The following is a 17810-nucleotide window of genomic DNA, read 5'->3' on the forward strand; positions in this document are numbered from 1 at the left end:
TGTTCACGATCCGGGACGGAGCGTTGTCGGTATGTGACGTTCCGCTTGGATTGTCGGGCGCCGGCGGTCAGCGCCGCAGCAACACCCGCCGGGTGGCCCGCGCCAGCCGCACCGCCGGCCTGCGCGAACGCGGCTTCGCCCCCGACCGCTCCAGCCACCACTCCCGCAACGCGCGCCGCGCCGACGTGTCCTCGGGCCGTCCGGCCAGCACGTGTTCGGCGAAGTCCAGCGCGTCCCGCCGGTAGCCGCCGGTCATCGGCCGCGTCTGCGCGTACGCGAGGAAGGCGCCTCGGTATCCGTCCCCGAGGATCACCGGCAGTTCGGGTGCGACCTTGGCGACGACATCGGCCCGCTTGGCGGCGAGCGCCCGCGCCTGCACCCCCATCCGCACCCGGTCGAACCCCTCCGGTACGGGCGCCTGGGCGACCAGCGCGGACAGCACCGCGGTCTGCGCGAGCGCGAGCCGCTCCCGGGCGGCCCCGAGGGAGCCCCGCCGCGGCTCGGGCCGGACCCCCACGACCGCCGCCGGTTTCGCGTCCCGGCGCTCCTCCCCCTCCTCGACCGCCCGCCGGATCGCGTCCAACTCCCGCTCCATCTCCTCCGCTTCCGGGAAGTTCTCGTCCCGCTCCAGCAGTACGCCGGGAGGGGAGACCCGGGAGGCGAGGTCGGTGAGCACGTCCAGCACGGGCCGCGGGACGGGGTGGGCGTGGCTGTCGTGCCACACGCCGTCCCGCTCGAACCCGCCCGCGACATGGACGTACGCGATGGCCTCCAGGGGCAGTCCGGCGAGCGCCTCGGCCGGGTCCTCGCCCCGGTTGACGTGGTTGGTGTGCAGGTTGGCGACGTCGATGAGGAGCCGTACGCCGGTCCGGTCGGCCAGCTCGTACAGGAACTGCCCCTCGGTCATCTCCTCGCCGGGCCAGGAGATCAGCGCGGCGATGTTCTCCACGGCGAGCGGCACGGGCAGCGCGTCCTGCGCGATACGGACGTTCTCGCACAGCACGTCGAGGGCGTCACGGGTGCGCGGTACGGGCAGCAGGTGCCCGGCCTCGATCGGCGACGAGGCGGTCAGCGTCCCGCCCGCCCGGACGAACGCGATGTGCTCGGTGACGAGCGGCGACCCGAGCGCCCCGGCCCGCTCGGCGAGGTCGGCCAGCCGTCCCTCGTCGGGCCGCTCGGCCCCGCCAAGACCCAGCGAGACCCCGTGCGGTACGACGGTCACCCCCCGCTCACGCAACCGCGTCAGCGACTCGGGCAGGTGCCCGGGACACACGTTCTCGGCCACGACCTCGACCCAGTCGATCCCCGGCATGCGCTCGACGGCCTCCGCGATCTCCGGCCGCCACCCGATCCCCGTCCCCAGTCGCACCATCGTCCCCTCCTCCACCGGCATGTCCGGCCCCCCGTAGGTGAGAGGGATATGGCCTCCCGGCACACCTCCGAACCGTGCCCGGTCCACCTTCAGAGGAACATTTGAGGTCAGGGGCGCGCCGGCCGGGCGAAGCCGGCGAGCGTACGGAAGTCGTCCTCCCGGAGCCCGATCCGCGGATCGACGTGGTGCAGCAGCCAGGCTCCGGGGTGGTGGGCGGCCACATACGCCTGGTCGAGTTCGCTCTGCTCGTCGTCCACCCAGGCGAAGGGCCGTCCGCCGGCGTGCTCCACCAGCGGGCCGGTCTTCCAGTGCACCCCGTCGGGCCGCTCCCGGAACAGGGCGTCACCGAAGTCGACGAAGGGAAGCTCGGGCAGCCCGAGCCGGGGACCTATCCACCGGTTGGCGTCCCCCATCCAGGTCGTGGCCCAGCACAGCTCGTACCCGAGCCGCAGGAGAGCCGGCCCGTGCCCCGGGTCGAGCCACACGCGCAACGGCCGCCGTCGGGACGACAACGGTCCTCGCTCCACCGGCACCCTGAGCGTGATGTATCCGGCGGGGCGTCTCTCCGGTTGGGCCGCGTAGGGATTGAGAGGTCCGTCCACGTCGAGAAAGAGCAGCGGTCGGTTCACGGTGCCTCCCTGATCATCCGCTTATGATCACCTACGACTGGGGGAGGGGAAACATGGACGGGAGAGAACGAAGCCCCGGGGTTTCGCGTTCCGTGCTCCGGCACCTCGGGGCCATGCATCTGAGCGGAGCCGTACTCCTGCTCACGTTCCTGGTCCCGCCGTACTGGATGTCGGCCGCCGCCTACGCCACTCCGCCCGGCGATCCCGGCGCGGACGCCCCCTTCCTCCTCCTCGTCACCGTCCTGTTGACCTGTGCGGTTTTCCACGTGGCGGTGCAGATACCGGCCGGGCTCCTGGGTGCCTGGCTGGGCGGACGACGTACGACACCGGCCCGGTACGGGAGCGCGGTCGCCGTGGCCGGTGTGCTGAGCCTGCTCCTCCTCCGGGCGGTGGGATGGAACGCCGGGCAGGACGTCGTGCCCGTGTGGGCCGACGCCATGGTCCGTGGGGCACTCGGTCTGGCCGGATACATGTGGGTCGTACGGGCGAGGCCCGGTTCTCAGCCGGCTCGACCGAGCGCGATGACGCGGGAGCCGGGAGTGAAGTCGGCGAAGGACTGTTCCCAGGTCTCGTCGGGCCAGTGGTAGGTCACGCGGCCCTCGGTGGGCCGGTAGTGGGCGGTGTAGACCGTCCCCAGCCCCTCGTCGTACGCGTACTGGTACAGCGGCGGCTTCAGCGTCGCCGCCACGTCCGTTCCCGTCGCCCGGACGGTGCTCAGCCGCTCCTGGGTCCGGGAGAACCGCTCCTGGTCCTCCGGAACCGGCAGGTGCTGGTGGTTGGCGGCGCAGGCGTCCGGGGCCTCGGTCAGCGGGATGTCCGGTCCCACGAACACCGTCACCGACTTCTCGGAGTCGACGAGGGTGACGTTCTGCGGGACGGCGATCGGTATGGACCGCAGTCTGCCGACCGCCTCGTCGACGGTGTCGCACGTCTCCAGGAGGTAGCGCAGCACGATGAGGACGGCGAAGCCGGGGCCGTGGACGAACCGGCCGCCGAAGGTGAGCGAGACCGCAAGCCCGGCGTCGTTCATGCCGTCCAGCAGGCCCCAGGCCCCGTCCTGCATTCCGATGACCGGGCGGAGGAAGTGCGAGGAGACGATGGTGCCTTCGCACTCGTCGGGGGCGAAGTCGTAGTTGCGCAGGAGGGTGCCGCTCGCGCCGATCTGGGTGCAGCCCGAGAAGAACGGCCGCAGGGTCGCGAGGGTGAGGAAGGTTTCCCCGCCCGGCCGGTCGAGCCGGCGGGCGAGCCGCTCCAGGACCGGGACCAGTTCCGGCATGTGCGTCTCGAACAGCTTCCGGGCACGTTCCGCGCCCTCCGCCGTCCGGCTCTCCTCGGTCATCCACCCCTCCGCACGCGGCCACATGGCCTGTACGTGGCCGGCCCAGCGGCCGTCGCCGCCGTCGCCGATGTCGACGGCACGGAAGGTCTTCCGCAGCGGGCTCATTCCGGTCGCTCCCTTACGTGCCTCGGGTGAAGTAGGGGCAACCTACTTGATTTCACGGGCAATTCCCTGATCCGTATCGCCGACGCCAACACCTCGTCCGCCTCTTCGACCCTGTCCCTCGACCGAACCCGCCGGGTGGTTCGGCATGTGCCAAGATGCGGTGAACTGGCGTTCGGTGGACGCGTCCAGCGGGGGGACGGCATGAACCAAGGGGAGCGGGCGGTGCCCGGACCGGTGGTCGCCGCCGGGGTCGTCGGAGCGCTGGCCGTCGCCGCCCTCGTGCTGCGGCCCGCCGAAGGGCTGCTGCACTCCGGCAAGGGGCCGCTCGGCCACTGGGGCGTCGTCGCGATCGGGGCGTCCGTCGCCTGGACGGCCGGAGCCATGCTGGCCGTCGATCGCCTTCGCCACCGGATCGGCGCCGGCCGTGCCGTGCTGACACCGGGCGAGGAGCGGCTGCGGGAGGCCGCCGTGCCGCTGCTGTTCACCGGGGCGGGCGTCATCGGCGTCCTGGCCCTGGTCCTGCACCGGTTCGACCACGACAGCACACCGCCCGGCACCACCACCCCACCGGGGAACCTCCCGCCGCCCTCCCCGCCACCGGGCCTCAACAGGCCCTTATTAGAGGGGAGTTCGGGGGGCAGCCTGTCCCTTCCGTTGTACCTCCTGCTCGGCCTGCTGGCCGCGGTCGTCGTCGTGGTCGTCACGGTGGCCGTCGTACGGCGACTGCGACGGCACGGGCTGACGGTGCCGCAGCCCCCCGGTCTCGCGGGCACCCCGGCGGAGGACGACGACGCGCGTCTGCTCCTGTCCGCCGTGCACTCGGGCCGCCGCGCTCTGGCCGACACCGGTGACGCCCGGGCGGCCGTCATCGCCTGTTACGCCGCGATGGAGGACGCCCTCGTCGCGTCCGGCGTGCAGCGGCGCGCCTCCGACAGCCCCTCCGACCTGCTCACCCGCGCCGTCGGCGCCGGCCTCGCCCCGACTCCGGCCGCACCGCTTCTCACCGCGCTGTTCCACGAGGCCCGTTACTCCTCGCATCCGATGGACGGCTCGCACCGTGAGGCCGCGGCCGACGCGCTGGAGGAGATCGCCTCACTGCTCCAGGGCCGGGAGGCCGGACGGTGAGCCGGGCCGTGGAAAGGACTTCGGGACGGGACATGCTCACCCTGCGCCGGCTCGGGCTGCTCGGGGGCGCGGTCGCCGGCTCCGGTGTCCTGCTCGTCCTGCTCCTCGACGGACTCAAGGCGGCCGGCGCCGTCGTGACCGTGCTCGTCGTCACCGCGCTGCTGGTCGCCCGGTACGTCGCCGGGGCGGGTGCCTTCGACTCCGGACGGCGGGACGAGGTAAGGCTGTTGCGGACACGGGCGCCGGGCATGGGGGAGTGGCGACGGAACGTGGGGACCGCCACGGGACCCGACGGCGCCCTCTACTACCGCGCGGTGCTCCGGCCCGAACTGCGCCGCCTGTACACCGCCGTACTCGCCGAGCACCACCATGTCTCGCTCGACCACCAGCCCCGGCGTGCCGCCGAGCTGATCGGACCCGAGCTGTGGCCGTGGCTGGGGCACGAGCCGCCCCGGACCGGGCCCGACGGCGACGTTCCCCTGGACGTGCTGCGCCGTCTCGTCGACCGGCTCGAGGCACTCGGCACACCCCGCACACGAAACCCCCCGTACTCGTAAGGAAGAAACCACGTGACGAGTTCCTCCATGCCTCGGCCCCGTACCGCCGGGGAGGTCGGCGAGCAGGCCGGTGCCGTACTGCGCGAGATCGGCCGTGCCGTCGTCGGAAAGTCGGACGCCCTCGAACTGGTGATGCTGGCCGTGCTGGCCGGCGGGCACGTCCTCGTCGAGGACCTGCCGGGGCTCGGCAAGACGCTCCTCGCGCGGTCCTTCGCCACCACGCTCGGCCTGGACTTCCGCCGGATCCAGTTCACGCCCGACCTGCTGCCGTCGGACGTCACCGGAACGCCGCTGTACGACCGGCGCACCGGCGAGATGGTGTTCCACCCCGGCCCGGTCTTCACGCACCTCCTGCTCGCCGACGAGATCAACCGGACGCCGCCCAAGACACAGGCCGCGCTGCTGGAGGCGATGGCCGAGTCGCAGGTGACCGTGGACGGCGAGACCCGGCCGCTCGCCGATCCGTTCCTGGTGATCGCGACCGCCAACCCGGTGGAGTACGAAGGCACTTACTCCCTGCCCGAGGCCCAGCTCGACCGGTTCCAGCTGCGTGTGCGGATGGGGTACCTGGCAGCCTCGGAGGAGCTGGCAATGCTGCGGGCCCGGATCGACCGGGCCGCACCCGAGGCCGTACTCGAAAGGCTCGCGGGACCGGACGACGTCGTGGCGTGGCGGGCCGTCGTGGAGCGCGTGGAGATCGACGACGACCTGCTGGAGTACGCCGTCGCACTCGTCGGCGCGACCCGCGACCACCCCCAGATCAGCATCGGCGCCTCGCCGCGCGGCGGTCTCGCCCTGGTGCAACTCGCCCGCGCCCGCGCCGTGCTGGACGGCCGGGACTACGTCGTCCCGGAGGACGTCAAGGACCTCGCGGTGCCCGCGCTGGCCCACCGGGTGTCGCTGCGGCCGGAGTTGTGGGTGCGCGAGATGTCCACGGACGACGTGCTGCGGGAGATCGTCGACAGCGTCGGCACGCCGTCCACGCGGCGTACGGCCGCAGTGTCGTCGTGACCCCGCCCCCGCCCGCGCCGCGGCCGAGCGCCGCGGTGGTCCGCGCCCTGGAGGGGCGCAGCGGTCCGGCGCAGCCACCGCCCCCGCCACCCGGCGGACCGCGTCCCGGCGAGCGGACCCTGCGCCTGCTGACCGTCGCCGTCGTCGCGCTGTCCGCCGCCCTGCTCACCGGCCGGGCGTGGCTGCTCGCGCTCGCGGCGGTGCCGCTGGTGCTGCTCGCGCTCGCGCTGCCGCGTGCGTACGCCCGTCGCATCGAGACGTCGGCCACCGTCGAACCGAAACGCTGCTTCGAGGGCGACACCGTCACCCTCCGCATCGCGGTGGCTCACGACGGCGGTGCCGTCCGCCTCGACCCCGGCGTCACGCTCGGCCCGGGCCTGCGGCTCGACGAGGTCGTCGTCGGCCCGTCCACGGTGACGCTGCGCCACACCGCGCTGCGCTGGGGACGCTGGTCGCTCGGCCCGGTGGACCTCGACGTGTACGACGCCGGGGGCACCGTGCGCCGCACCGCGCGGGTCGAGGCGGCCGAGGTGTCCGTCTTCCCGCACGCCGCGCAGGCCCGGTTCACCCCGATCCCCGTACGGCTGCCGCAGCGACTCGGCGAGCATGCCTCCCCGCAGGCCGGAGAGGGCGTCGAGGTCGTCGGGGTGGGACCGTGGGTGCCCGGGGAACGGCAGCGGCGCATCCACTGGCCGTCGACGACCCGGCGCGGGGCCGTGCAACTGCACCGGTTCGCGGCCGAGCGGGCCGCCGACACGGTGATGCTGCTCGACGCGTTCGGGGACGTCGTCGACCCGGTGACCGGGGTGTCGTCCCTGGACGAGACGGTGCGGGCCGCCACCGGGCTCACCCGCGCCTATCTGCGCACCCACGACCGGGTGGGGGTCGTCTCGACCGGGGGCACCACGCGGTGGCTGGCACCGGGGACCGGGGACGCGACGTTCTACCGCATCGTCGAGAGCGTCCTCGACGTCCGCAAGGACCGGCGGTTCGACGGACCCGGGCTCGAACGGGTGCCGCCGCCCGCGCTGCCGCAGGGGGCTCTGGTGTACGTGTTCACTCCACTGAGCGACGCACGGGTGCTGAAGGTGCTGCGGGACCTCCAGGGGCGGGGGCGCCGGCCGGTCGTCGTGGAGATCCCGAGCGGGGACCCGCACGTCGAACCCGGTGACATGGCGGGCGAGTTGGGGCTGCGGTTGTGGCACGCGGACCGGGACGCGATGCGGTTCGCCCTGCGGGACAGCGGGGTGCCGGTGCTGCGGCACGTCGTGGGCGAGTCGTTGGACCTGGCGTTGGCGCCGTTGCTGTCGGGGCGGATCGGGGGACGGGGGTGAGCGCGATGACGGCGCTCGACGCGCGGGTGGCCTTCCGGGAGTACGCGCGGTACTGGGCCGGGACCGTGCCGGTGCGGGTGCTCGGGGTGGCGGCCGTCGTGATGGCGTGGCGGCCGTGGGTGACGGTGGGCGGGGCGCGCGGGGCGGTGCTGTTCGGATGCGCGGTCGCCTTCGCGGCGTGGGCGGCACCGGCGGTGGACCGGCGGCCGTCGCTGGAGTCGGTGCGCTGGACCCACGTTCTGCTGCGGCACCGGACGACCGTGCTGGCGAGCGGTGTCGTGGTGATCGCGGCGTCCGGGGACCCGGCGTGGTGGGAGGCGGCCGGTGTGGTGGTGCTGTCGGTCGCGTACCTGGTGACGAGTGAGACCTGGCCGTGGAGGTGGGGGCGCGGGGTCGCGCGGGTGTGGGGAGAAGCCGCCGCGGCGTGTGCGGGGGCCGGGGTCGTGGTGGCTGCCGCGGTGGTTCCGGTGTCCGGGCCTGCGTCCGGGGTGGGACGGGTGATCGCGGCCGGTGTGGTGGTGGGGATGCTGGTGGTCGGTGGTGGGGTGATGGGTGCCCGGTGGTGGGGCGGGAGGAGGTAGGCAGGAGACACCGGCGACGAGCCTGGCTCGTCCGTTGCCCGCTTCGGTCGGACAAGGCGGCGGTCAGAGGCCGGCGAAGACAACAGGGCTTCCCGGTGACGGAGACCGAGGGTTGCCCGAGGGTTTCCGGGAAAAGAACGCACGCGGCAGTGTGTGTGACCTCGCGAACGGGCGCGTCGGTTCTGCGTTCTACTGACGCCTGGGGCGCGGCACGAGCGCGCCCCAGCATGTGTCGAGCCGGAGGACGCGGGGTAATGACGACATCTGTACTGGCCGGTTGTGTGCCTTGGGACCACTTCGGCATCACGGGCGTGAGAGGGCTCTCGCCCGACGAGGTGCTGTCCCGCCCGGATGTCACCGATCAGGCGCCGTACCCGCTGTGCACACCCGACGAGGCGTTGCGGCGGTTCGGGTGGAACGGCCATGAGACGCCCGCGGCACGGGTGTGCCGCAGTGGGGAGTGGACCTTCCTCCTGGACGTCGACGCACACGGCCGGCTGCTGCGGTCCTCGGTGCTCACTGATCTGTCCAGGGACACCGAGGCTGTCTCGATCTGGAAACTTCTCGATGGGACGACCCGGATCGCACATGCGAGATCCGGAGAATTCCTGGCCTACTACGACGCTTGGCATTTCGAGCCGCCGGAGGGCGCCGACCCCTCGTTCCTCAACCGTGCTCTCACTGACGCGGGTTTCTTTCTGGAGGAGAACTGGGAGTCCGACGACTGGGAGTCGACCACTGCTGCGTTGCTGATGCTGGAGCGTGAGTTCGGCTTGGCACTGTCACCCGAGGTGGCCAGGAGCCCCCTGCCGACGGTCAGCCTTCTGTACCTGCGAGGCTGACCGCCTTCCTCGCGGCCCCCTCGGCCGGGTGCTCCGGCCCCGGCCCGGCGACCGTGGGCTCCGCGCGACGGCGGAGCTCAACGGGACACCTGGACGGACGTGCCATGACTCGGTCCTCTCACGGAATCGAGCGCAGTGCTCCGAGTCCGGTGGAGACGCCTCACCGCAGCGCCGGATGGTCCGCCACCACCGTGCAGGAGCCCGGGGCGATCTCCGTGAAGCCCGCGTCGCGGACCGTGGGGAGGCCGCCGGCCGTCAGGGCGGGCCAGTGGGCGGGGTCGGCGGTGCGGACGGCGAGGGGGAAGCCGGCGGCCTGCCAGGCGGCGCGGGCCTCGTCCGGGAGTTCCCACCAGGCCAGTTGGGCGGCGTGGCCCGCCTGGGCCATGGCCTTGCCGGCCGACATGCCGAGGGTGGGGTTCAGCCGGAGGACGGGGGTCGCCGGGTCCGCCGGGGGTACGGGGTCGGGGTCGTCGAGGTCGGTGCCGGAGACCTGGAGGCGGGCCAGGTCCTTGGGCCAGCCGTCCAGGGGGACGGGCGGGAAGACGCGGACCTCCGCCGACTTGCCGGTGACCGTGATTCCCGGGAGGGCCTCCGCGCGGCGCCACTCCGCGCCGCGTGCCCGGCGCACCACCTTGCGGATGCGGGCGTCCTGCCAGTCGCGCATCGCCCGCGCCCACTCGCCCTCGCCGACCGAGCGCTCGTCGGTCAGCATCACCAGCACCGCGCGGGCCGCCGTCTCCAGGGCGTCCGTACGGGCCGGGGGCGCCGCCCGCTCGATGCGGACCACCAGGGGCAGGACGAACTGGGGTGCCTCGTCGCGGGCGCCGGGGTCGGGGCGGAAGGGGCTGTCGGCGGCAGGGGTCTGGTTATCGCTCACGGGGCCAGTGTGCCAACCCGCGCGGGAGTGCCGTCAGCCCGAGCAGGACGTGCGTTCCGCCTCGCGCCATTCGCAGACCGGGCACAGGGTGACGCCCTTGTACGACTCCGGGTACTCCGTCGGCTCCTGGCACAGCACGCACGCCGCGTACGGCGGGCCGTCGGCCCTGGGCGGCCGGGTGACGTCGATCAGGCAGTAGTCGTTGTCGGTGTCGCTCATGACTCCAGCGTAGGGACTCCGGCGTAGGGACTCCGGCACAGGGACTCCGGCACAGGGGCTCCGGCGCAGGGCGGCTCAGCCCCGGCCGTTCGCCGCCGCGATCAGTTCGGAGACCTTCACGAAGCGGTAGCCCTGGCGGCGCAGCTCCGGGACGATTCTCCGTACCGCCCGTTCCGTCGTCGGGGCCGCGCTGCGGGTGCAGTGCAGGACGACCACCGAGCCGGGGCGTACTCCCTCCAGGACCTGCCGGGCCACCGCCTCCGCGTCCGTGGCGAACGCGTCGCCACCGACCACGTCCCACTGCACGGCCGTCACCCCGGCCGGGGTGAGCGCCTTGAGCGCCGTACGGTCGTAGCAGCCGCCGGGGAAGCGGAAGTACGGCTTCGGGTCGGGCACGCCCACCTTCCGGAACACCGCGTACGCCCGTTCCACGTCCGTCCGCATCCGGTCGGCGGAGACGGTCGGCAGGCCGTAGCAGTCACCGGTGAACGCGTAGTGGCTGTAGGAGTGGTTGGCGATCTCGAAGAGCGGGTCCCGGCCGATGGAGCGGGCCTGGTCCGGGTACTCCTCGGCCCAGCGGCCCGTCATGAACACCGTGGCCGGCACCTTCAGCGCGCGCAGGGTGGCGATGAGCCGCGGGTGGTCGAAGTGCTCGCCCGCCGCCGCCCTCGGGCCCTGGTCGGCGGTCATGTCGGCGTCGAAGGTGAGGGCGAGCGTCCGGTCGCCGGTGCGCGGGCCGTTGCGGAAGACCGGGGTCAGGCCGGACGGGCCCGGGGCGAGCGTGGGAGGGGCCGAGGGGGACGAGGGTGCGGAGGGCGCGGGCCGGGGTGCCTGCTGCTGGGCGGGGCGGGTGGTGGCGCAGGCGGCGAGCGCGCTGGCCAGGACGCATACGGCGGCTGCTCGACGTACGAGAGTGATCACCGTATGACAATATGAGCGGTTTTATGGCATTTCTTTTGTCATGCCGGAAAGTCCGCCCGCTGTCACCCGGGTGGGCGCGGTACGCGCTCCCCGCTCCCCGCCCTCCGCGGGCAGTCGTGCCTCCCCCTGTGCCTCAAGGGCCTGGGAGGTGCTCCCAGGGCGGCACGGGTGGGCGGTGGGGGTACCTCCCGCTTGAGCGGAGCCGAGAGTGGGGGGAGGCACCCCGCAAGCGCCGGGCCGCGCGAACACCCCCCGCCCCACACCGACACCCCTCAGATGTCGCGCCGCTCCAGTGGCCGCGTCGCCGGGCCCTGGATGACCTTGCCGTCGGTGTCGAAGCGGGAGCCGTGGCAGGGGCACTCCCAGGCGCGTTCGGCGGCGTTGAAGTCCACCAGGCAGCCCAGGTGGGTACAGCGGGCGGAGACGGCGTGCAGGGTGCCGTCGTCGTCGCGGTAGACCGCGAGCCGGCCACCCTCCGCGCGGACCACGGCGCCCTCGCCCGGCGGCAGCGCCTCCGCCGGCGGGGCCGGGCGCAGCCGGTCGCCGACGAAGTGCTTGGCCACCTGCGCCTGGTGTTTGAGGAAGGCCGGCGCCTCACGCACCGCGGAGGCCAGCCGGCGCGGGTCGTACAGCTCGCTCCACGCGCACTCCTCGCCGGTGATCTGCGCGGTGAGCAGCAGGCCCGCCATCATGCCGCCGCTCATGCCCCAGCCGCCGAAACCGGTGGCGACGTAGGTGTGCCGGGCGCCCGGGTGCAGCGGGCCGACGAGCGGCACGGTGTCGGTGGGATCGTTGTCCTGCGTGGCCCAGGAGTGGGTGAGCTCCACACCGGGGAAGTGCGTGCGGGCCCACGCGGAGAGGCGGTCGAAGAGGGCCCGCGGGTCGCCCGTGCCCGGCGTGAAGTGCTCACCGGTGACCACCAGGAAGCGGTGGGTGCCGTCCTCGCCGTAGGGGGCGGTGCGCACCGAGCGGGTGTTCTCCTCCGGGGTGATGTACATCCCGCCCGGGTCCTGACCGGCCGGGAGCGGCCCGGCGACGACCAGTTCGCGGCGCGGGGAGAGGCGGGTGAACAGCAGCGCCCGGTCGAAGACCGGGTAGTGGGTGGCGACCACGACGTCCCGGGCCGTCACCGTGGCCCCGGCCGCCGTCGACAGACGGCACGGCGTGCCCTCCTCCAGGCCGAGGACGGTGGTGTCCTCGTGGATGCGCCCGCCGTGCGCGACGATGTCGTCCGCGAGGGCCAGCAGGTACTTGCGCGGATGGAACTGCACCTGGTCCGTCACCTCGACGGCGCCCGCCACCGGGAACGGCAGACCGGTCTCCGTCACGAAGGAGGCCGGCAGGCCCGCCTCCCGCGCCGCCTCGGCCTCCGCGCGCAGCTCCGCCACCCGGTCCGCGTCACGGACGTAGGTGTACGCGCTGCGGCGCTCCCAGTCGCAGTCGACGCCCAGCTCCTCCACGACCCGGGCGGTGTGCTCGATCGCCTCGGACTGCGAACGGGCGTACAGCCGCGCGCCCTCGCTGCCCCGGGTGCGGCGAAGCTTGTCGTAGATCAGCGTGTGCAGGGCGGTGACCTTGGCCGTGGTGTGCCCGGTGACGCCGGCCGCGACCCGCCCGGCCTCCAGCACCGCGACGCTCTTCCCGGCCCGCGCCAGCTCCCGGGCCGTGCACAGGCCGGCGATGCCCGCGCCGATCACGGCCACGTCGACATCGAGGTCCCCGGTCAGCGCGGGGTGCCGGCCGCCCGGTGCGGTCTGGAGCCAGTACGAGCCGCCTGCCTGCTGCATCTCCGTCATGCGGCGCCGGGTACCCCGGTCCGGCCGGTTCACCGTCCGGGCGCTCCTCTTGCGGGGCGGCCGGGGCGGGACTAACGTACAACCAAATGGTTGTAGATGGGATCGACGAGACCGGCGAGACCGACGAAACCGTGGACCGGCTGTTCCACGCCCTGGCCGACGCGACGCGGCGCGACATACTCCGGCGCTGTGTCCGCGGTGAGCTGTCCGTGTCACGTCTGGCCGCGGCGTACCCGATGAGCTTCGCCGCGGTGCAGAAACACGTCACGGTGCTGGAGCGGGCCGGTCTGGTCACCAAGGAGCGACGCGGACGGGAGCAGCTCGTGCGCACCGATCCCGATGCGGTGGGCCGGGCGCGGCAGGCCCTGGACGAACTGGAGTCGGCCTGGCGGGCGCGGGTGGACCGGATGTCCGGTCTGCTGACGGAGGACGCCGCCGGGACCGGTGACTCCGGGGCCCCGGCCCACGACGAGAACACGCACGAGAACACGCACGAGAACACGCACGAGAACACGCATGAGAACACGACGGAAGGACCGGACAGATGACTGTCACCAACGTGGACAAGGACGTCGACCGTCTGACGCTCACCCTCACCGCCGACTTCACCGCTTCCGTGGAGCGGGTGTGGCGGCTGTGGGCCGACCCGCGGCTGCTGGAGCGCTGGTGGGGCCCGCCGAGCCACCCGGCGACCTTCGAGGAGTACGACCTGACGCCCGGGGGCGGCATGAAGTACCACATGACCGGCCCGGAGGGCGAGAAGTACGGCGGCTGGTGGCGGGTCTCCTCGGTCACGCCGCCGACCGCCCTCGAGTTCACCGACGGCTTCTCCGACCAGGAGGGCAAGCCGGACCCCGAGATGCCGACCACCTCGGTACGGATGACGCTCACCGCGCTCGAGGGCGGCACCCGGATGGAACTGCGGTCCGTCTTCGACACCCGCGAGCAGATGGAGCAGCTCACCGAGATGGGCATGGTGGAGGGGATGAGCCAGGCCGTCGGCCAGATGGACGCGCTCGTCGCGGGCTGAACCCCGCGCCGGGGCGGAGGGCGGACCGCCTTCCGCCCCGGTCGTGAGCGGCTACCCGCGCCACGGGCCCGTCACGGCGAACGTCGTGCCGGGTGTGTAGCAGTTGACGTACATCGTGCGGCCGTCCGGGGAGAAGGTGACTCCGGCGAACTCGCCCCACTCCGGTTCCTCGGCCGTCCCGATGTTCTGACGACCGCGCGCCATCGCGTAGACCTCACCCCGCCGCGTGACGCCGTAGACGTGCTGGGCGCCTCCGCCGTCCTCGCACACCATCAGGCCGCCGCTGGGCGCGAGGCAGATGTTGTCCGGCGACTCGCCGGGGAGCTGGACGTCGGTGTCCGGGCCGAAGACGATCACCAGGGTGAGGCGGCGCCGGTCCGGGTCGTAGCGCCAGATCTGGCCGTAGTGGTCGGCCGCCGAACCCTCGGCGCTGTGGGCGAAGGACGAGACGAAGTAGACCGAGCGTCCGCCCCAGTAGCAGCCCTCCAGCTTCTGCGCGTGGGTGATGCCCCTCGGGCCGAAGTCCTGGTGACGGATGGGCGTCCGGGCGGCCTGCGGATCCGGTACGTCCACCCACTCGATGCCGTCGAAGCGGGCACCGATGTCCTGGATCGAGGACAGGTCGGGCACCCCGGGCACCCGCATCGCCTGGAGCCGGCCGCCCGCGCGCAGCGAACCGGTGCCGCCGAGGGGTTTCTCCGGCAGGAAGCGGTAGAAGAGGCCGAAGGGCCGTTCGAAGGCGTCCTCGGTCTCGTAGACCACGCCCCGCTTCGGGTCCACGGCGACCGCCTCGTGCTGGAAGCGGCCCATCGCGGTCAGCGGTACGGCGCCCGTGCGGCGCGGGTCGGCGCCGTCGACCTCGAAGATGTAGCCGTGGTCCTTGGTGTAGCCGTTGGTGCCGGCCTTGTCCTCGGTCTCCTCGCAGGTCAGCCAGGTGTTCCAGGGGGTCGGTCCGCCCGCGCAGTTCACTGCCGTACCGGCGATCGCGACCCGTTCCGACAGCACCCGGCCGTGGTGGTCCAGGGTGAGCGCCGTGCAGCCGCCCTTGCCCTCCGGGTCGTAGGTCAGGCCGTCGATCACCGGGACGGGGACTCTGCCGTTGGCGCGGTTCTCGTGGTTGCGGACCAGGTGGGTACGGCCGTGGCGGCCGGCGAAGGCGGCCATGCCGTCGTGGTTGGAGGGGACCGGGCCCTCGCCGGAGCGCAACGGGTCGCCCTCGCGGGAGAGGACCTTGTAGCGGAAGCCCTCCGGCAGGTCGAGCAGTCCGTCGGGGTCGGGGACCAGGGGGCCGTAGCCGCTGTGGCCGAGGTTCTGGGCGGCGGCGGTGCCGGTGAAGAGTTCGGAGAGGGCGCCGGTGAAGGCGATGCCGATGCCGAGGGCACCGGAACGGGCGAGCAGCTGACGTCGTGTCGCGGGGGAGCCGGTCGTGGACTCGGTGGTGGACCCGGTCTCTGGCATGGGGAAACCTTCCTGCTGGCGGACAGGAACTGTGACCCGGCCGTGTCTATCACCTGGTGCGGGTCACGGGAACCACGCGCGTGGCTCGTGTCACGGCTCAGGGCGTGGACCGTCGGGCTCCGGGCGGGCCTCCGCCGCGTGACCCGGTGCGGGCTGCTGGGCGCGTTCGAGGAAGCGGAGGAGTTCGACGGGGAAGGGCAGGACCAGGGTGGAGTTCTTCTCGGCGGCGACGGCGACGATGGTCTGCAGCAGGCGGAGCTGGAGGGCGGAGGGGGTCTCCGACATCTCCTGGGCCGCCTCGGCGAGTTTCTTGGACGCCTGGAGTTCGGCGTCGGCGTTGATGACGCGGGCCCGGCGTTCGCGGTCGGCCTCGGCCTGGCGGGCCATGGACCGCTTCATCGTGTCGGGCAGGGAGACGTCCTTGATCTCGACGCGGTCGATCTGCACGCCCCAGCCGATCGCGGGGCTGTCGATCATCAGTTCCAGGCCCTGGTTCAGTTTCTCGCGGTTGGACAGCAGGTCGTCGAGGTCGCTCTTGCCGATGATCGACCGCAGTGAGGTCTGGGCCATCTGGGAGACGGCGAAGCGGTAGTCCTCGACGTTGACGACGGCCGCCGACGCGTCGACGACCTTGAAGTAGACGACCGCGTCGACCCGGACGGTGACGTTGTCGCGGGTGATGCCCTCCTGGGCGGGGATCGGCATCGTGACGATCTGCAGGTTGACCTTGCGCAGGTGGTCCACGCCGGGGACGACGAGGGTGAAGCCGGGCGGGCGTGTGGTGCCGCGCAGGCGGCCGAGGCGGAAGACGACTCCGCGTTCGTACTGTTTGACCACTCGGGCGGCTGCGAGGAGGTAGACGGTGGCGGCTGCGGCGGTGCCGGCGGCCGCGGTGAGCAGTTCCTCGACCATGGCGACCTCCCGTTCAGAGGTCTGTGTGCTTCTGGCTGCATTTGCAACGATATGCCCGGCGGTCGGTGCGGTGCCATGCCGGGGGGCCGGGGGTTGGGCGGCGGGGTTTTCCGCCCCCGCCGCCCCCTTCCCTTCCCGTCCCCGGGGGCGGAGCACCCGGACCCCCGTTCGCGCCCGGGCGGCGGAGCCGCATGTCGACACGGCCCCGCGCCTCTGGCGCCCGCGTCCCTAGGGGAGCGTGACCGGTGTCTCCGTGAGTTTCACCGGGGGTGTGCCCGGGGTGCTGTGGCGGGTGGACCAGTTCTTCAGGGCCGTGTGGCAGGCGTGGTCCACGTGGTGGAGGGCGGTGAGGTCCAGTTCGACGGGGCGGTCCTGGGGGAGGGATTCCAGGGTGTCCAGGATCTTCGGGAGGCGCAGGAAGGTCGCGTTGCCCGACAGGTGCACCTGGATGGGGCCCGCGCCCTTGTCCACGACCTCCAGCTTCGCCTGCGAGGCCTCCCAGGCCGTCTTGGCGACCGACAGGGCCAGACCGATCAGCACGCCCTCGAACATGTTCACCGTGACGATCGACACGGCGGTGACCACCAGGATCAGCGCCTCGCCCCGGTGGCCCCGCCAGAGTGCGGCCAGGGCGCGGAACGGGATCAGCTTCCAGCCGGCGTGGACCAGGATGCCGGCCAGCGCGGGCAGCGGGATCAGCGCCAGCGCGGACGGCAGCAGCGCGGCGAACAGCAGCAGCCACACGCCGTGCATCACCCGGGACGCCTTGGTCCTGGCGCCCGCCCGGACGTTGGCCGAGCTGCGCACGATGACCGCGGTCATCGGCAGTGCGCCGAGGACCCCGCAGACCGTGTTGCCCGCGCCCTGCGCCATCAGCTCCTTGTCGTATTGGGTGCGCGGCCCGTCGTGCAGCCGGTCCACCGCGGCGGCGCTGAACAGGCTCTCGGCGGAGGCGATCAGGGTGAACGCGACGATCGTGCCGAGGACGCCGACGCCCAGGGAGCCGAACGCGTCCGCGCCGGGCGGCTGGACGGCGTCGAGCAGGCCCTGCACCTCGACCGTCGCGACGGGCACGCCGAACGCCAGGGTGACCGCCGTCGCCAGCAGGACCGCCGCCAGCGCGCCCGGTACGACCCCGGCCGGTCCCGGTATCCGGCGCCACAGCACCATCACGGCGACGGTGCCCGCGCCGACCGCGAGCGAGGCGAGCGCCTCGGTGCTGCCGAGCGCGTCCACGGCCGCTCCGGGCAGCCCGAGGATCTTGTCGACGCCGGAGGCGGGGGCCGTCAGCCCGGCCGCCGCGTACAGCTGGCCCGCGATGAGTACGAGACCGATGCCGGCCAGCATGCCCTCGACCACCGAGATGGATATCGCGCGGAACCAGCGTCCGAGCCGCAGCGCGCCCATGGCGAGCTGGAGCAGTCCGGCGGCCAGCACGATCACGCCGAGCGCGGGCAGCCCGTAGGTGTCGACGGCTTCGAAGACCAGCACGGTCAGCCCGGCGGCCGGACCGGACACCTGAAGGCTGCTGCCCGGCAGCAGACCGGTGACCAGTCCGCCCACGATGCCGGTGACCAGGCCGAGTTCGGCCGGGACACCGGAGGCGACGGCGACGCCCACGCACAGCGGGAGCGCGACGAGGAACACGACGAGCGAGGCGGCGAAGTCCTGCCGCAGATGGGGGAACTTGGACACGGCCGTG

At 72.9% G+C, this 17810-nt stretch carries 19 protein-coding genes; 9 read left to right on the top strand and 10 right to left on the bottom strand.

All coding sequences use genetic code 11. The features are described from left to right. Positions 1 to 67 precede the first annotated feature (67 nt). Together ACIA6T_RS09240 and ACIA6T_RS09245 are read right to left on the bottom strand one after the other, a co-directional pair. Positions 68 to 1372 (bottom strand): DUF692 family multinuclear iron-containing protein, encoded by a 1305-nt coding sequence (locus ACIA6T_RS09240; protein ID WP_399445929.1) that lies wholly within the window; start codon positions 1370 to 1372, stop codon positions 68 to 70. 107 nt (positions 1373 to 1479) lie between these two features. Beyond that, positions 1480 to 2001, bottom strand: coding sequence for a hypothetical protein (locus tag ACIA6T_RS09245; protein ID WP_399445930.1), 522 nt, complete (start codon positions 1999 to 2001; stop codon positions 1480 to 1482). 113 nt (positions 2002 to 2114) lie between these two features. On the opposite strand from ACIA6T_RS09245, the gene ACIA6T_RS09250 reads away from it, so the two are divergent. Then, positions 2115 to 2588 carry a hypothetical protein gene (locus tag ACIA6T_RS09250; RefSeq protein WP_399445931.1) on the top strand — a complete coding sequence of 158 codons (474 nt, stop codon included), beginning with the start codon at positions 2115 to 2117 and terminating at the stop codon, positions 2586 to 2588. Here ACIA6T_RS09250 and ACIA6T_RS09255 read toward each other — a convergent pair. Further along, complete coding sequence (locus ACIA6T_RS09255) at positions 2501 to 3445, bottom strand: C45 family autoproteolytic acyltransferase/hydolase (protein WP_399445932.1); 945 nt, start codon at positions 3443 to 3445, stop codon at positions 2501 to 2503. The two genes, ACIA6T_RS09250 and ACIA6T_RS09255, sit on opposite strands and share 88 nt — an antisense overlap. 201 nt (positions 3446 to 3646) lie before the next feature. Between ACIA6T_RS09255 and ACIA6T_RS09260 the strand changes: the two genes are divergently transcribed. The 6 genes from ACIA6T_RS09260 (at position 3647) to ACIA6T_RS09285 (ending at position 8895) form a co-directional block, all read left to right on the top strand. Beyond that, the gene (locus tag ACIA6T_RS09260) at positions 3647 to 4570 is read left to right on the top strand and encodes a DUF4129 domain-containing protein (protein WP_399445933.1); all 924 of its coding nucleotides are present in this window, start codon (positions 3647 to 3649) and stop codon (positions 4568 to 4570) included. A 32-nt stretch (positions 4571 to 4602) separates the two neighbouring features. Then, positions 4603 to 5127, top strand: coding sequence for a hypothetical protein (locus tag ACIA6T_RS09265; RefSeq protein ID WP_399445934.1), 525 nt, complete (start codon positions 4603 to 4605; stop codon positions 5125 to 5127). A 27-nt stretch (positions 5128 to 5154) separates the two neighbouring features. Next, positions 5155 to 6138: an AAA family ATPase gene (locus ACIA6T_RS09270; protein ID WP_399446065.1), complete on the top strand. Its 984-nt coding sequence runs from the start codon at positions 5155 to 5157 to the stop codon at positions 6136 to 6138. After that, positions 6135 to 7472: a DUF58 domain-containing protein gene (locus ACIA6T_RS09275; protein ID WP_399445935.1), complete on the top strand. Its 1338-nt coding sequence runs from the start codon at positions 6135 to 6137 to the stop codon at positions 7470 to 7472. The genes ACIA6T_RS09270 and ACIA6T_RS09275 overlap by 4 nt, the downstream gene beginning before the upstream one ends. A gap of 5 nt (positions 7473 to 7477) precedes the next feature. Further along, positions 7478 to 8053 (top strand): hypothetical protein, encoded by a 576-nt coding sequence (locus ACIA6T_RS09280; protein WP_399445936.1) that lies wholly within the window; start codon positions 7478 to 7480, stop codon positions 8051 to 8053. A gap of 254 nt (positions 8054 to 8307) precedes the next feature. Then, the gene (locus ACIA6T_RS09285) at positions 8308 to 8895 is read left to right on the top strand and encodes a DUF6461 domain-containing protein (protein ID WP_399445937.1); all 588 of its coding nucleotides are present in this window, start codon (positions 8308 to 8310) and stop codon (positions 8893 to 8895) included. Between the two features lie 160 nt (positions 8896 to 9055). On the opposite strand, the gene ACIA6T_RS09290 is transcribed toward ACIA6T_RS09285, so the two are convergent. The 4 genes from ACIA6T_RS09290 to ACIA6T_RS09305 all read right to left on the bottom strand — a co-directional run bounded on the left by ACIA6T_RS09290 (position 9056) and on the right by ACIA6T_RS09305 (position 12708). After that, complete coding sequence (locus ACIA6T_RS09290; RefSeq protein WP_399445938.1) at positions 9056 to 9772, bottom strand: peptidyl-tRNA hydrolase; 717 nt, start codon at positions 9770 to 9772, stop codon at positions 9056 to 9058. A 33-nt stretch (positions 9773 to 9805) separates the two neighbouring features. Continuing rightward, positions 9806 to 9991 carry a hypothetical protein gene (locus tag ACIA6T_RS09295; protein ID WP_399445939.1) on the bottom strand — a complete coding sequence of 62 codons (186 nt, stop codon included), beginning with the start codon at positions 9989 to 9991 and terminating at the stop codon, positions 9806 to 9808. 75 nt (positions 9992 to 10066) lie between these two features. Then, positions 10067 to 10912 carry a polysaccharide deacetylase family protein gene (locus ACIA6T_RS09300; RefSeq protein ID WP_399445940.1) on the bottom strand — a complete coding sequence of 282 codons (846 nt, stop codon included), beginning with the start codon at positions 10910 to 10912 and terminating at the stop codon, positions 10067 to 10069. A gap of 272 nt (positions 10913 to 11184) precedes the next feature. Next, the gene (locus tag ACIA6T_RS09305; protein ID WP_399445941.1) at positions 11185 to 12708 is read right to left on the bottom strand and encodes an FAD-dependent oxidoreductase; all 1524 of its coding nucleotides are present in this window, start codon (positions 12706 to 12708) and stop codon (positions 11185 to 11187) included. Positions 12709 to 12794: 86 nt separating this feature from the next. Between ACIA6T_RS09305 and ACIA6T_RS09310 the strand changes: the two genes are divergently transcribed. Both ACIA6T_RS09310 and ACIA6T_RS09315 read left to right on the top strand, forming a co-directional pair. Beyond that, on the top strand, positions 12795 to 13256 hold the full coding sequence (locus tag ACIA6T_RS09310) for an ArsR/SmtB family transcription factor (protein WP_399445942.1): 462 nt from the start codon (positions 12795 to 12797) through the stop codon (positions 13254 to 13256). Next, entirely contained in the window at positions 13253 to 13738 is a 486-nt protein-coding gene (locus tag ACIA6T_RS09315) for an SRPBCC domain-containing protein (protein ID WP_399445943.1), read from the top strand. The genes ACIA6T_RS09310 and ACIA6T_RS09315 overlap by 4 nt, the downstream gene beginning before the upstream one ends. A 51-nt stretch (positions 13739 to 13789) precedes the next feature. Here ACIA6T_RS09315 and ACIA6T_RS09320 read toward each other — a convergent pair whose 3' ends face one another. The 3 genes from ACIA6T_RS09320 to ACIA6T_RS09330 all read right to left on the bottom strand — a co-directional run bounded on the left by ACIA6T_RS09320 (position 13790) and on the right by ACIA6T_RS09330 (position 17803). After that, positions 13790 to 15196 (bottom strand): PhoX family protein, encoded by a 1407-nt coding sequence (locus tag ACIA6T_RS09320; RefSeq protein WP_399445944.1) that lies wholly within the window; start codon positions 15194 to 15196, stop codon positions 13790 to 13792. 90 nt (positions 15197 to 15286) lie between these two features. Next, positions 15287 to 16108 (bottom strand): slipin family protein, encoded by an 822-nt coding sequence (locus ACIA6T_RS09325; RefSeq protein WP_399445945.1) that lies wholly within the window; start codon positions 16106 to 16108, stop codon positions 15287 to 15289. A gap of 228 nt (positions 16109 to 16336) precedes the next feature. Next, positions 16337 to 17803 (bottom strand): SulP family inorganic anion transporter, encoded by a 1467-nt coding sequence (locus tag ACIA6T_RS09330; protein ID WP_399445946.1) that lies wholly within the window; start codon positions 17801 to 17803, stop codon positions 16337 to 16339. Positions 17804 to 17810: the final 7 nt, after the last annotated feature.

Origin of the sequence: Streptomyces sp. NPDC051740 (genome assembly GCF_044453165.1) — a bacterium.
Lineage (GTDB): Bacteria > Actinomycetota > Actinomycetes > Streptomycetales > Streptomycetaceae > Streptomyces > Streptomyces atrovirens.

Bases quoted from the DNA above. Each gene is read 5' to 3' on its own strand.
- ACIA6T_RS09255 (WP_399445932.1), bottom strand. From the start codon at position 3,445: ATGAGCCCGCTGCGGAAGACCTTCCGTGCCGTCGACATCGGCGACGGC.
- ACIA6T_RS09320 (WP_399445944.1), bottom strand. From the start codon at position 15,196: ATGCCAGAGACCGGGTCCACCACCGAGTCCACGACCGGCTCCCCCGCG.
- ACIA6T_RS09305 (WP_399445941.1), bottom strand. From the start codon at position 12,708: ATGACGGAGATGCAGCAGGCAGGCGGCTCGTACTGGCTCCAGACCGCA.
- ACIA6T_RS09265 (WP_399445934.1), top strand. From the start codon at position 4,603: ATGCTCACCCTGCGCCGGCTCGGGCTGCTCGGGGGCGCGGTCGCCGGC.
- ACIA6T_RS09280 (WP_399445936.1), top strand. From the start codon at position 7,478: ATGACGGCGCTCGACGCGCGGGTGGCCTTCCGGGAGTACGCGCGGTAC.
- ACIA6T_RS09310 (WP_399445942.1), top strand. From the start codon at position 12,795: ATGGTTGTAGATGGGATCGACGAGACCGGCGAGACCGACGAAACCGTG.
- ACIA6T_RS09325 (WP_399445945.1), bottom strand. From the start codon at position 16,108: ATGGTCGAGGAACTGCTCACCGCGGCCGCCGGCACCGCCGCAGCCGCC.
- ACIA6T_RS09240 (WP_399445929.1), bottom strand. From the start codon at position 1,372: ATGGTGCGACTGGGGACGGGGATCGGGTGGCGGCCGGAGATCGCGGAG.
- ACIA6T_RS09270 (WP_399446065.1), top strand. From the start codon at position 5,155: ATGCCTCGGCCCCGTACCGCCGGGGAGGTCGGCGAGCAGGCCGGTGCC.
- ACIA6T_RS09295 (WP_399445939.1), bottom strand. From the start codon at position 9,991: ATGAGCGACACCGACAACGACTACTGCCTGATCGACGTCACCCGGCCG.
- ACIA6T_RS09260 (WP_399445933.1), top strand. From the start codon at position 3,647: ATGAACCAAGGGGAGCGGGCGGTGCCCGGACCGGTGGTCGCCGCCGGG.
- ACIA6T_RS09250 (WP_399445931.1), top strand. From the start codon at position 2,115: ATGCATCTGAGCGGAGCCGTACTCCTGCTCACGTTCCTGGTCCCGCCG.
- ACIA6T_RS09285 (WP_399445937.1), top strand. From the start codon at position 8,308: ATGACGACATCTGTACTGGCCGGTTGTGTGCCTTGGGACCACTTCGGC.
- ACIA6T_RS09315 (WP_399445943.1), top strand. From the start codon at position 13,253: ATGACTGTCACCAACGTGGACAAGGACGTCGACCGTCTGACGCTCACC.